This is a genomic window from Exiguobacterium sp. BMC-KP, assembly GCF_001275385.1.
Classification (GTDB): Bacteria; Bacillota; Bacilli; order Exiguobacteriales; family Exiguobacteriaceae; genus Exiguobacterium_A.
Genome location: NZ_LGIW01000015.1, coordinates 439,123 through 452,356, shown reverse-complemented (window position 1 = coordinate 452,356; position 13,234 = coordinate 439,123). Strand labels below are relative to the sequence as shown.

Below are 13,234 nucleotides of genomic sequence, written 5' to 3'. Positions count from 1 at the left end.
ACGCTCGTGGTATACTTATATAAGAAAGGAGGGGTACAGATGAACCCTCAAGAAGAACTCCATCTCTTATATCTTCGCCTGAAAGAAGAAGAACCCTCCGTTGCACGCGGTGAGGCCTTATGGGCCATCTTTGAGGAAACAGCTGATGATTCACTCCGCTTCCTCTCCTTATGGACGTTTTCACAAAACCAATTTGACTTAGGGCACTTTCGGTCGTTTCTCGTGTCCTTTACGCTTTTGATGGAATGCATTCGAAAAGACGAGATGACACTGACTCCAAAACAAGAACTTGATTTGTACTGGAATTACAAGTCTTATTTAATCTATATGGCAGAACAAGAAGATGTGACGGTTTCGCTCCTCGAAGAAGATCTCGATCGTTTCATCGATTTTTGTGACGCACACGGTTTTATCCGGACACGCGACTATATCAGCTTCATGGTCTATAGCAAACTCGGTGACGAAGAACAGGCGGATCATTACCTATCAGAATGGGTCGACGCTCCAAGTGACGAACTGAGTGATTGCCCATCTTGCGAAGCCTTCAGTCGGATGACGTATGCAATTGAGCGCGGGTTCGAAGATCGTGCTTTGTTGCTGTACGCGGCACTTCGACATGAACGCGGTTGTTCACGGATGCCGGATCAGGCACATCCTTATATCCTCCCACTGTTTCTCAGTCGAAAAAAAGAACGCTTTGACTGGAGTGAACGCTTGATCGAAGAAGTCAAACGTGGCGAAACCCTCTTTACGGGTGGAGACGAACCGTATCACTTGTATGCGAAGATGTATTACGACACGAACTATACGTGGTCGATGGAAGAGAAAAAACAGTTGATTCCATTCTTGACTGACCGTGGGTATCTCCAGTTCCTACTCGCTCACTATGCGTTCGCCCATCGCCAATCTCTTGGTGAGGAAGCGTCTTATCTTGCAGCGCTTCGAACGAACTTATACGAGATTGCGCAGTCACTCGATCGTCGAATTGAAGGTGTCTTCTACTTGAACCTTGTCGAACGGGAACTGAAACGCATCACGCAATTCGTTGCTTGAATCTAATTCGTAAAGGAAGTGTCTTCATGTTAGATCATGTCCAGCTCGTTATGCCGAAAAACGAAGAAGATCGCGCCCGTGCATTTTATGCCGGGCTTTTACATATGAAGGAAGTCGAAAAGCCTGCTGGCGTTCAAGCGAGTGGGGGTGTATGGTTCGAAGATCACGGTGCAGCGATTCACCTTGGTATCGAGGATCCGTTCTCTCCTGCTAAAAAAGCACATCCCGGATTAACCGTCGCTGCGTTTGAAGCGTTAAGTGATCGGCTCCAAACAGCCGGATATCCAGTCGAACACGACGCCCGCCTTGCGCCACGTCGTCGATTCTTCACAGCCGATCCATTCGGTAACCGTATTGAAATCATCGCTGCTCACTTGCCACCGTTAACGCCAAAAAAGCTGACGGACGGCTCTCATGTACGACTAGTCGCACCTGCTTCGAGCCTTTCGACGGTTGAGATGAAGATCATTGACGTGGCAATCCAGACGCTCGAATCGTTCGGCTTACGTGTCTCGATTAGCCAACATGCGCGTGCTACCAATCCATTCGGTTCAAGTGATCCAGAGTTACGGGTTGCCGACCTTCATGCTGCGTTCGCTGATCCGAACGTTGATGCAATCCTATGCGTTCGTGGTGGATTCAGTACGAATGAACTCGTCGACTTACTCGATTACGAACTGATTCGGACGCATCCGAAGGTTCTGTGTGGTTTCTCCGATATCACAGCACTCAGTCATGCCATTCTGACGAATACCGGATTAGTGACATACTCTGGTCCCATGTTACGCGCTTTCCGTGATCGTGATGCCTATACGATCGATTACTTCAAACAAGTCTTGTTCGGAATGGACCCCGTTACGATCAAGCCGTCGATTCATTGGCGTGATACAGATCGCGGACACGTCATTACATTACCGAACAAAGGACCGATTCTCTTATCAGCAGGACAAGCAAGTGGGCGTCTACTTGGCGGAAACCTTTGTACATTGAATCTACTTCAAGGCACGCCCCATTTCCCCGATTTACGGGATGCAATCCTGTTCCTTGAAGACGATTACGAAGTCCACCCAGCGACGTTTGCCCGTGATTTCGCCTCGTTGATGGCGCAACCAGGTGCCGAAACAATTCGTGGTATCGTCTTCGGACGGTTCCAACTCGCAACGAAGATGACGGAAGAGCATTTGCGTTATCTGATCTCGCTCTATCCATTCCTAGAGCAGGTTCCAGTCCTTGCGAATGTTGATTTTGGACATACGAGTCCCCTGTTTACGTTCCCGATCGGTGGACAGGTTGAACTGCATGACGAGGTCATTCGACTTCATATTTCCTGAACATCAAAAGAAGGAGACGCGGCAATCCGCATCTCCTTCTTCTTTAATAGTCGAGCAATCTCGAAGCGTCGATTTGACGTTTCGACCCATCCGCGAACATCTCGAGTGTCGCGAAAATCTGGTCGTTTGCCCATTCATAATGAAGTAGCGTGAAGTCTTCAAGTGTCGAGACCGTCTTGAACGTCTTCCCGACCGTAAACGCACGCTTCCGGCTTGCATCTTCTGCCGGAACTGTGACGAAGATAACCGTGATTTCCTCACCCTTCGTATCATAATAGAATTCAACGATCCGACCGTCCGCTGTTTCAGGTAAGATACCTTTACGGGGCTGTCCGGTCTCGTCCAATTGTACGTATGGTTGCAGCATTTTTTCGCCTCACTTTCTCCGTCATTCATCATAGCACGTACACTTGATTTATGCTAATCTATATTTGATGTGAAAGGGGGATGAGTCGCGCATGGAATGGTTCATGAACGGGATTCTGCTCTGGGGCTTTATCATGATTACACTCATGGCGATTGGCGGGTTTTTCATGTTCCGGAAGTTCCTCAAGAAGTTACCGAAAGAAGACGGTAAATCGATGATGGACTGGGAAGATGAATACATCGACCAGACACGACATCTTTGGACAGATGAGACGATGGAATTATTAAACGCCCTCGTCATGCCAGTACCATCGGCGTTTCGAGATGTCGCACGTCGTAAGATTGCCGGACGGATCGGGCAATTTGCACTCGAGGAACAAGCGACGCAGATGACATCTGAACTGGTCGTCAAAGGGTACATTTCCGCTACGCCGAAACGCGATCATAAATTCTTGAAAAAAGCACTGACGGAGCACGCCATCGACTGGCGAGACTACGCATTATATTTCCAAAATTGAAGAATGCACGAAAAAACCGCCGAAGTCACCTTCAGCGGTTTTTTTATTGAGGTAAATGCGCTACAGGCACGGTGCCCGATTTCACCCGTTTGTATTTCATATACATCGCGAAGCGCCACGGAGCGATCATACCGAAGGCAACGAGATAAAAGATTCCACCCGTTTCGAAAATATCGATTTGACCTCCGATAAAAAATTTCGCAACGGTTCGTACGAATAAGATACCGAATAAAACGATGAAAAATGCTTTCGAGCGTTGCAGGTAAATCTGTCCTTCTGCTTCATAAAAATTGGATGTCTTGATCAAGAAGATGCTGAAGATTGCTCCAACAAGCAAAGCTTCTGCTACTTCCGTCCATGTCAGGCGGGAGGCCGGATACAAAAACTGTAGCATCCCCGTCGACATCGCAAAGGGCGGGATCAAGATTTTTTTAGCGTTCGTTGGCTTTGCTGACGCCTTCACACGAATGAAGCTAATCAGCAATCCCATGACGAGCGCTACCCCAGTTGATATCCAAATCATCCGATCACTTCCTTGATTAAAATCCAGTGAATCCGACGATGTCACTCATCCATGCTGCGAATTTACTCAAGCCATCAAAATACAGCATGACTCCGAACACCATCATCAAGGCTCCCCCGAATTTCGTTAATTTCAGACTATACTGCACGAACAAACGTGAACGACCAACGAAAAACGCCATTAATAAGAAAGGAATCGAAAACCCAAGTACGTAAGCCAGCATATAGAACATACCTTGACTCGGATTGGTCGCAGCTAATCCAATGACTCCTGCGAGAATCGGACCCGTACACGGTGTCCAACCGGCCGCAAAACCGATACCGACTAGGACAGTTCCGACGTATCCCCCTTTTCGTTCCCCGAGGTTCAGTTTCTTTTCACGCATTAAGAATGTCGGTTGCCATAACCCGACGAGAACGACACCAAACACGAAGATGACGAGTGCCCCAACCATTCGTAATGTATCTCGATAGGTGATGAAGACATCCGCGAACAAGGACGTCGAGAGTCCAAGGACCGCAAAGACCATCGCAAAACCAACAAGGAAGGCTAACGTATGAAACAAGGATCGTTTTTCCCGTACGCCCCGTTCTTTTAAATCCGTTACCGACACGCCTGTGATATACGAGAGAAACACAGGGTACAACGGTAGCGTACACGGAGAGACGAATGATAATAAACCGGCTCCGAACGCTAACCATAATGAGAGCTCCATCATGAGCATCCCCTTTCTTTACTACTATAGAAGAAGTTCCTTCTCTATTTTGCCAAACTCCTCTGCATTTAGCACCTATTATCTCACAGAAAGTTGCAAAAGATTCGTGTCCGCCAAAATTACAAAAAAATTACATTTCATCGATTTTACTGAAATCTCGTTGCACCTAGTAAATGGACTTGCTAGAATATGGATACGACACCAATGTAAGGGAGACTGCTATGACGACACAACAACTATTGACGTTAGCCATCGAAGCCAAACGTAGCGAACTATATCATCAAGCTGACCAGTCCAGCTTCACCTCCCCGCGTGTTTTACAACTTAGTCATGAACTCGACGTCTTACTTTTAGAATATTCACGTATGGTTCAAAACTATACGCTTCACGGTTCGAATGAACCGCTCTTATCATGATCACCTATCCGGTCAGCATTCGAATACGAGTGCTGACCTTTTTGATGTTTTACATTACTTCTTAATTCTAATGGAGGTTCCATATGTCTGCTCTGACGTTCTTAGCTAGTTCTCGTCCCTTCTATATACCTGATGACCTACCACAGTTATTCGTACATGAAATCGAACCACTTGAATATGTCCCATTAAAGCGAGACCGATTCACGATGCCTTACTTGTATACGATCGAAGGTGCTGACCAATGGGAGTTTATGATTTATCTACAGCGTTATATGGAAGAAGGAGATGTTTTCGAGCTCTTATACATCGAAAATCAAAATGACAGTATGCATGACCATCTACCGTCTGTTCCGCTAGTAGAACCGATTAAAATCAATATTCGACAGCGAACCTACCAAACGATTCATGGTATGTTCCAACTTTCCGCTAACGATTGGATGCAGGAATTGTATCACCGTTCTTACGTGACAGCGTTCGGCGTGACGACAATCGTTAACTATTGATCTATACATCATCCGTTTCACTTTTTCATCATTAAGACGATAGAAGGATTACATAGTTTCTATATTCAAGTCTTTTTTCTGTTGAATTGTGCGAATTTTTCAGTTTTATTAAGTCAAAAGACCTATAAACGTCCGTTTTTCATAATCAGTATGTCCTATCGATGACAAAAACCGTCCTTTTGCAATCTCGTTGTCACACAAGCTCGGTTTGTAACTCGAATGACATTGACCTGTAAACGCACAAGTCAGATTTGCCGTGTAAAGTAGGAACAGTAAACACAGCATATGTCAGGAGGACATCAATAATGAAAAAAGCAGTTTTCGCTGCCGGTCTTGCAGCAACAGCTCTATCAGTAGGATTTGCCCAAGAGACAGAGGCTGCCTCAGAAACGGTAACAGTAAATACAGCAGTACTCAACGTACGCACAGCACCTACAACTGCATCAGCAGACGTAGGCAATGTATATAAAGGTCAAACATTAAATGTCGAAGGACGTTCTGGCGCATGGATCCAAACTCACATTAACGGTCAAAAACGTTATGTCCATGGCGCGTATACGTCTGCAGCAGGCTCATTCGACTTTAAAAAAGCTACAGTTACTACGGCAGTACTAAACGTCCGCACACAACCAACGACAAGCTCGAAAGATGTCGGTAATCTCTACAAAGGCGAAAAAGTCAACGTAGAAGGTAAAGTCGGTGCATGGATCAAAACAACAATCGACGGTAAAACACGCTATGTACACAGTGCATATACAACACTCGGTAGCGTAGCGAAAGCACCAGCGGCTAAACCGGCTGCAAAACCAGCACCAAAAGCAGCAGCTCAACCAGCAACTGCAACAAAACAATCAACACCTGCAAAATCAGGTACAAAAGTGACGATGAACGTCAGTGCTTACACGAACGACCCATCTAACAATGGTAGCCAACTCTACAATGGTCGCGCGTTGACAGCAAGCGGTTATGATGTCACGAATACGATCACGTACAATGGTATGCGTATCGTAGCAGCTTCTTCACAATACCCGATTGGTACACGGATGCACATCGAAGGCATTGGTGAAGCAATCGTACTCGACCGTGGTGGCGCAATCCAAGGTAACCGCCTTGATCTTCTCGTTGGTTCACAACAAGAAGCACTCAACTGGGGTCGCCAAAACGTCACAGTTACAGTCTACTAATCAAAACAAACAACCTGCCGGGCGAGATCGCCTGGCAGGCTTTTTTTATGTCTAATTCTTTTAGGAAACGGTAACATGACCGGATTGTAGCTGATACATCTTCTTATACAGTCCATCTTGCGCAATCAATTCCTGGTGATTTCCTTGTTCAATGACTTCTCCTTGATGCAATACAAGAATCAAATCAGCATCTTGAATCGTCGATAGACGGTGCGCTATGGCAATCGTTGTCCGTCCTTGACGCATCCGTTCAAGTGCGACTTGCACTTTTTCCTCTGTCTCCGTATCAATCGAACTGGTCGCTTCATCGAGAATCAGGATTTTCGGGTCTCGCGCCATCGTGCGTGCGAAGGAAATCAACTGACGTTCTCCAGCGGAGAATGTCGCACCCCGTTCAGCAACGGGACTGTCATATTGATGATCGAGTTGATTGATGAATCCGTCGGCTTGGACGAATTTTGCTGCCGCTTCGACACGATCAAAAGAGATCGAGCTATCGAATAATCGAATATTGTCAGCGACTGTTCCCGTGAACAAGAATGAATCTTGTAAAACGAGTCCAACGTGTTGTCGTAGCTCTTCTTCCGATAACTGCTCGAGCGGTTGACCATCAATCAAAATCCGACCTGATTGATAAGCGTAAAAGCGCATCAAGATATTGATGATTGAACTCTTTCCACTTCCGGTATGACCGACAAGGGCAATCGTCTGTCCTTTTTTCGCCTCGAACGAAATGCCTTTCAAGACATCCTTCTCACCGTCATAACTAAAGCGAACGTCTTCAAAGACGATATGTCCTTCTGATACACGTGCATCTCCTTCGAGTTGTTTCGTCGGTTCTGGCTCATCCGTATCAAGCACCTTGAACACGCGGTCCGCTGAGACGACAGCTTGTTGGAACTCGGATAACCGTTGCATGATTTGCTGAACCGGTTGGAAGATCCGCTCCATGTAACTGATGAAGGCATAGACGACACCGACTTGAACTGTTTGTGAGAACGATAAGACACCGAAATACGTCACAAGTGTCGCAATCGAAATCGCTAGTAACAATTCAATGATTGGTCGTAGTAACCAGCTATCGAGCTTCAGGTTCTTATAGCGACCGTTCTGGTGAGCGACATTCGTTTCTTCGAATTCTGCCATCAAGCGCTTTTCTTGGCGGAATTGTTGAATGATCGCCATCCCATTGATCGATTCGTTCAGTTGCGCATTGATTTTCGACAGTAGATCGCGAACTTCCGCGTAATATTTCGTCGAGTACTTTCGGTAGATCCAGATAATGAAATAAAACAGCGGTAACAACAACAGCGCAAGCGTTGCGAGTCGTGGTTCTAGGAGATAGAGGAAGATATACGTCCCAATCAACTGGACACCACTTTGAACGAATGTCGACAGGACACCGATATAGAGTTCCTTAATCGCTTCCGTATCGTTCGTGATCCGGGAAACGAGCACTCCGGCAGGCGTCCGGTCGAAATAAGCGAGCCGTAAATGCATGACGTGCCGGAACACATCGATCCGTAAACGTTGAATGACTTGCAAAGCAATCTTTTGGAACTCAAATGCCTGTAAATAATCGACGATGATCCCTGTCGTATGCAATAACAAATATGCCGTAAACAGAAGTGCGACTTCTTGAACTGGATAGGTTCCTGGTGCGACATACTCATCAATGAAAATCTTAACGAGATACGGTCCTCCGAGTTTTGCTGCTGTCGTAATGAACAGGAGAACGAAGGCGATACTGACTTGCTTCTTGAACGGTTTGACGAAATCGAGCAATCGTTTCAGGACGGCTTTTTCATTGATATCATGATTCATTAGAACGCCCTCCTTGTTCGACGAGTGATTCTAGTTGCTGGCGGTCGTATGTCTCTTTGTACCAACCGTCGTGAGCGAGTAACTGCTCATGCGTTCCTCGCTCGATGATTCGACCGTCTTCAAGGACGATGATCTCATCGGTATGCGACACAGCCGACAGGCGATGAGCAACGATGATTTGCGCTTGATCGTGATCAGCCGTCCGGAAGTGATGGATAATCGCTTCCTCAGTCTTAGCATCGACCGCAGATAGTGCATCATCGAGCACTAAAATCGGGCAGTCGGCTAGTAACGCCCGGGCAATCGAAATCCGTTGCTTTTGACCACCAGACAACGTGACACCACGCTCGCCGACCATCGTCGCATATCCTTCCTTAAAGCCAAGAATATCGTCATGAACCGCTGCAATACGCGCCGCTTCCATGATGTCTTCCATTGACGCGTCGGGTTTCGCAAAAGCAATATTATCCGCAATCGAAGCGGAGAACAGGAAATGATCCTGCGGGACAATCGCTACTTGACGACGAACGGTATCTCGTGTCAATTGTTTGATGTCTCGTCCACCAATCATGATCGCTCCTTGTTTGACGTCATATTCACGTGATAATAAACGAACGAATGTCGATTTACCAGCACCCGTCTTCCCGACGATCCCAAGCGATTTACCCGGTTTCAACGTCACATCGATGTCTTGTAGGACCGGTTGCGTGTCATAGATGAATCGTTTAATCCCGACATGAAGTTCCGGTGACGAAACAATCGTCGCCGCTTCCTTCGCGTCTTTAATTTCCGGTTCGATCGCAAGCATCCGCTCGATCCGATCGTAAGAAGCACGACCACGTTCGACGATGTTAAACAACCAACCGAAAGCGAGCATCGGCCATGTCAATAAACCAAGATATGTAGTGAATGAGACGATGTCACCAATCCGAATTTCACCTTGTTGCAATAAGTAGGCACCATAGCCGACTGCGATGATGTACGATAGACCGACTAACCCAAAGATCGTCGGATCAAACAGAGCATCAATTTTTGCCACGCGACGGTTCTTTTGGACAACGTCGTCGGATAGATCGGTGAACGTCTGTACGTCAGACTCAACTTCGCCTGTCGCTTTTAAAACACGGACACCACTAATACTTTCCGCGACCTTATCATTTAAATCGGAGAAGGCTTCCTGCGCGTCATGAAAACGCGAATGTAGCATCTTACCGTAGCGTGACGTCAAATAGACCATGAGTGGCATCGGCAGAAGCGACACGAGCGTCAACTTCCAACTGATTGTCGTGACCATCGTGATGATGACGAAGCTCCCCATCGTCACTGAGTCAACGAGCGTTAGAATACCGGCACCCGCTGTCATCGAGACGGCTTGTACATCGTTCGTTGCATGTGCCATCAAATCTCCGCTACGATATTTCTTATAGAACGATTGATCTAAATCTGAAAAATGACCATACAGTTGACTGCGCAACAATCGACCGAGACGAATCGAGGCACCGAAGATATGAAAACGCCAAAAATAACGAATGAAATACGTCGCGACTCCGATAAGCAACAATGTACCTGCTAGACGAATCAAATCATTCTTCGTCAAGCTCCCTTCACTCAGACCATTGACTGTAGTCCCGATGACTTTCGGTGGAATCAGTTCTAACCCTGCCACAAAAATCAAACAGATGACCCCAAGACTATACGCTTTCCATTCTCGTCGGAAAAACCAACCGAGTTTCCTGAAGACTCCCATTCAAGTCTCCCCCCTTTTTAAATCCTATGATTATTTGAAATAGTCTCACATTTTAGATTAGTTCTCTTTCTAAAAAATAGCAAACAAAAAGGAGACCATTTGGTCCCCTTTCATACAGCTTATTTTTTAGGTGATTTCATTGAACCACTCATTGAACGCATCACTTGGTTGACTTTCTTTTGTGATGGCTTTTGACCCATTTGCATCATCAATGTCTTAATCATATCTTCGTTGATTGGTGGGTTTTGCTCCAAGTAGTTCATCATGTATCGACGAGCGATATAGAAACCAAGGGCGACACCTGCTACCAAGCAAAGAAGGGCAATTAAAATCCAAATCCATGTAGCCAAGTTGCTTCCTCCTCTAACTTAAAACGTCGCTTTTTACTATACTATAATTCCAATTGTTTGCATAGATGATAATAGATGAAAAACGAGCCCGACGTAAGAACGGACCCGTTTTTCCAGAAATGATTATCCGAGTTGCTTGACTGTCGCTAAAACGTTCTCAACAGACATACCGTATTCTTTCAAGAGGAAGTCTCCAGGAGCAGATGCGCCGAAACGATCGATTCCGATAACTTGTCCTTCTGTTCCTACATATTTGTACCAACCGAGTGAAGCACCTGCTTCGATCGCTACACGTTTCGTGATGTGTTTTGGAAGAACCGATTCTTTGTACTCTGCTGATTGTGCTTCGAATACTTCCCATGATGGAAGAGAAACGACAGCTGCTGATTCACCAAGTTCTTTTTGCGCTTCGACAAGAAGGTGAACTTCTGAACCTGTACCGAGTAAGAGTGTATCGGCTTTCGTGACGTCACCAGCGATGACATAACCACCTTTTTCAGCGCCTTCTGTCGTCGTACCTTCAAGTTCAGGAAGACCCTGACGAGTCAAGACGAGAAGTGTCGGTTTGTCTTTTGCTTGAACCGCTGTTTTCCATGCTGCGATTGTCTCTTTTCCGTCTGCTGGACGGTAGATCGTGACGTTCGGCATTGCACGGAAGCTCATCAAGTGTTCGACTGGCTCGTGTGTTGGACCATCTTCACCGACAGCAATCGAGTCATGCGTCAAGACGAAGATTGATGGAAGACCCATTAATGCAGCGAGACGGACCGCTGGACGAAGGTAATCCGAGAAGACGAAGAATGTCGCACCGTAAGGAATGACGCCACCGTGAAGTGCCATACCGTTGACAGCTGCTGCCATTGCGAATTCACGTACACCGAACCAGATGTTGCGACCACTTGGGTCGATATCGAAGTCTGCTTCGCCTTTGAGCATCGTGTTGTTTGATCCCGCAAGGTCAGCTGAACCACCGAACAATGTCGGAACGTTCTTCGCAAGGCCATTCAAGACTTCACCGCTCGTTTGACGCGTTGCTTTTTTCGACGACAAGTCGTATGTCGGAAGGTCTGCTTCCCAGTTGCTTGGCAATTCGTTTGCGATCGCGCGAACGAGTTCAGCATGCAATTCTGGGTGAGCTGCTTCGTATTGTTTCATCGTCTCGTTCCATGCGTCTTCTGCAGAAGCACCACGTTGAACGATGCGCTCGTCAAACAATGATTTGACTTCTTCAGGGACGTAGAACTCTTCATGATCCCAAATGTAGCTAGCTTTCGTCAACTTGATTTCTGCCTCACCAAGTGGTGCACCGTGAGAAGCGGACTTCCCTGATTTGTTCGGTGAACCGAAGCCGATGACTGTCTTAACTTCGATCAATGTTGGTTTTGTCGTCTCTGCTTGTGCCGCCGCGATTGCTTTCGAAATCGAATCGATATCCGTTCCGTCTTCTACGCGAATGACTTGCCAGTTGTACGCTTCGAAGCGTTTCTGGACGTTTTCAGAGAATGATTTATCGAGATCTCCGTCAAGTGAGATATCGTTTGAATCGTACAATACGACCAATTTCCCAAGACCAAGGTGACCTGCAAGTGAAGCGGCTTCAGCTGAAACGCCTTCCATCAAGTCCCCGTCTCCACAAATTCCGTATGTGAAGTGATCAACGACGTTAAGGTCGTCACGGTTATATTTTGCTTCAAGATGACGCTCTGCCATTGCCATACCAACTGCCATCGCGATCCCTTGACCAAGTGGACCAGTCGTCGCATCTACACCAGCCGTGTGGCGATATTCTGGGTGACCTGGCGTTTTAGATCCCCATTGACGGAATGATTTTAGATCTTCCATTGATAGATCATATCCCGATAGGTGGAGGAGTGAGTAGAGAAGCATCGAACCGTGTCCGGCTGAAAGTACAAAACGGTCGCGGTTAAACCATTCTGGATTTTTAGGGTTGTGGTTCATATGATCCGCCCAAAGTGAGAATGCCATCGGCGCTGCTCCCATTGGCATACCTGGGTGACCCGAGTTCGCCTTTTGTACGGCATCAATCGATAAGGTACGAATCGTATTAATTGCTAATTGTTCTACTGTCGTCATGTTCGTCAAAACAATCATCCTCTCTCTTTTTCACAAATTCCTACTTATTTTAGCATACTCTCAAATGTGATACAACTTTTCTAAATAGTATGTCACATTAAAATGAATGCGCTATCTATAGCCGTTCTATCGACTCATACAGGATGTCTGAATCGATGAAAGCTCCCTATTAAGATGTATTGCTATCGTACAATGTTTCCTAATCCAAATACTCCATAAAAAAAGAGGGTCCGCTTGCGCGAGACCTCTCTTTTATAGAAGAAACAAACGATTATTGCTTGTTTCGTTCTTCTTCTTGTGCTTGTTTCAACTTCTCTGGTGTAACGTCTGTACCCTCTTCGTCGACGATCTTCATGCCCATGAGTTGATTTTTAAACGATCCACGGAACGCTGCGAGATAGGCCGCACGTAGTTCTTTTTGCTCTGCCGTTTCCGCTTCTGTTAATGGCTCGACTTTTGATTTATTCGCTAAAGCGTTGATTCGATCTAATTGTTCTTGTGATAACATGGAATCCCTCTTTCTGTACGACTCAAAATTGAGTTGTTCAATTGTATCCTTACTTTAAAAGAGCCCATAAAAAAAAGCAAGTTAACCGCGTCAGTCGACGGG

14 protein-coding genes are annotated in these 13,234 nt (G+C 46.3%); 6 read left to right on the top strand and 8 right to left on the bottom strand.

Going from position 1 to position 13,234, the window contains the following annotated elements; all coding sequences use genetic code 11:
* The first annotated feature begins 39 nt into the window (after positions 1-39).
* Complete coding sequence (locus ADM98_RS07805; RefSeq protein WP_053452977.1) at positions 40-1,053, top strand: hypothetical protein; 1,014 nt, start codon at positions 40-42, stop codon at positions 1,051-1,053.
* Between the two features lie 26 nt (positions 1,054-1,079).
* Complete coding sequence (locus tag ADM98_RS07800) at positions 1,080-2,384, top strand: LD-carboxypeptidase (protein ID WP_053452976.1); 1,305 nt, start codon at positions 1,080-1,082, stop codon at positions 2,382-2,384.
* A gap of 43 nt (positions 2,385-2,427) precedes the next feature.
* On the opposite strand, the gene ADM98_RS07795 is transcribed toward ADM98_RS07800, so the two are convergent.
* Positions 2,428-2,751, bottom strand: a complete 324-nt coding sequence (locus ADM98_RS07795; RefSeq protein WP_050678333.1) for a hypothetical protein — start codon at positions 2,749-2,751, stop codon at positions 2,428-2,430.
* Positions 2,752-2,842: 91 nt separating this feature from the next.
* On the opposite strand from ADM98_RS07795, the gene ADM98_RS07790 reads away from it, so the two are divergent.
* Entirely contained in the window at positions 2,843-3,268 is a 426-nt protein-coding gene (locus ADM98_RS07790) for a DUF2621 family protein (protein ID WP_053452975.1), read from the top strand.
* Between the two features lie 43 nt (positions 3,269-3,311).
* Here the strand turns inward: ADM98_RS07790 and ADM98_RS07785 are convergent, their stop codons facing one another.
* Both ADM98_RS07785 and ADM98_RS07780 read right to left on the bottom strand, forming a co-directional pair.
* Positions 3,312-3,791, bottom strand: a complete 480-nt coding sequence (locus ADM98_RS07785) for a CcdC family protein (RefSeq protein WP_053452974.1) — start codon at positions 3,789-3,791, stop codon at positions 3,312-3,314.
* 16 nt (positions 3,792-3,807) lie between these two features.
* On the bottom strand, positions 3,808-4,506 hold the full coding sequence (locus tag ADM98_RS07780) for a cytochrome c biogenesis CcdA family protein (RefSeq protein ID WP_053452973.1): 699 nt from the start codon (positions 4,504-4,506) through the stop codon (positions 3,808-3,810).
* 221 nt (positions 4,507-4,727) lie between these two features.
* On the opposite strand from ADM98_RS07780, the gene ADM98_RS07775 reads away from it, so the two are divergent.
* The 3 genes from ADM98_RS07775 to ADM98_RS07765 all read left to right on the top strand — a co-directional run bounded on the left by ADM98_RS07775 (position 4,728) and on the right by ADM98_RS07765 (position 6,609).
* On the top strand, positions 4,728-4,922 hold the full coding sequence (locus ADM98_RS07775; RefSeq protein WP_053452972.1) for an aspartyl-phosphate phosphatase Spo0E family protein: 195 nt from the start codon (positions 4,728-4,730) through the stop codon (positions 4,920-4,922).
* Positions 4,923-5,005: 83 nt separating this feature from the next.
* The gene (locus ADM98_RS07770) at positions 5,006-5,425 is read left to right on the top strand and encodes a hypothetical protein (RefSeq protein ID WP_053452971.1); all 420 of its coding nucleotides are present in this window, start codon (positions 5,006-5,008) and stop codon (positions 5,423-5,425) included.
* 305 nt (positions 5,426-5,730) lie between these two features.
* On the top strand, positions 5,731-6,609 hold the full coding sequence (locus ADM98_RS07765; protein WP_053452970.1) for an SH3 domain-containing protein: 879 nt from the start codon (positions 5,731-5,733) through the stop codon (positions 6,607-6,609).
* A gap of 60 nt (positions 6,610-6,669) precedes the next feature.
* On the opposite strand, the gene ADM98_RS07760 is transcribed toward ADM98_RS07765, so the two are convergent.
* The 5 genes from ADM98_RS07760 to ADM98_RS07740 all read right to left on the bottom strand — a co-directional run bounded on the left by ADM98_RS07760 (position 6,670) and on the right by ADM98_RS07740 (position 13,132).
* Positions 6,670-8,433 carry an ABC transporter ATP-binding protein gene (locus tag ADM98_RS07760; RefSeq protein WP_053452969.1) on the bottom strand — a complete coding sequence of 588 codons (1,764 nt, stop codon included), beginning with the start codon at positions 8,431-8,433 and terminating at the stop codon, positions 6,670-6,672.
* On the bottom strand, positions 8,423-10,180 hold the full coding sequence (locus ADM98_RS07755) for an ABC transporter transmembrane domain-containing protein (protein WP_053452968.1): 1,758 nt from the start codon (positions 10,178-10,180) through the stop codon (positions 8,423-8,425). Before ADM98_RS07755 ends, ADM98_RS07760 begins: the two co-directional genes overlap by 11 nt.
* Before the next feature lie 119 nt (positions 10,181-10,299).
* Positions 10,300-10,530 carry a YneF family protein gene (locus ADM98_RS07750; protein WP_012370001.1) on the bottom strand — a complete coding sequence of 77 codons (231 nt, stop codon included), beginning with the start codon at positions 10,528-10,530 and terminating at the stop codon, positions 10,300-10,302.
* A gap of 123 nt (positions 10,531-10,653) precedes the next feature.
* Positions 10,654-12,624 carry a transketolase gene (tkt, locus tag ADM98_RS07745; protein ID WP_235504849.1) on the bottom strand — a complete coding sequence of 657 codons (1,971 nt, stop codon included), beginning with the start codon at positions 12,622-12,624 and terminating at the stop codon, positions 10,654-10,656.
* Between the two features lie 271 nt (positions 12,625-12,895).
* Positions 12,896-13,132 (bottom strand): DUF896 domain-containing protein, encoded by a 237-nt coding sequence (locus ADM98_RS07740; protein WP_053452966.1) that lies wholly within the window; start codon positions 13,130-13,132, stop codon positions 12,896-12,898.
* Positions 13,133-13,234 lie beyond the last annotated feature (102 nt).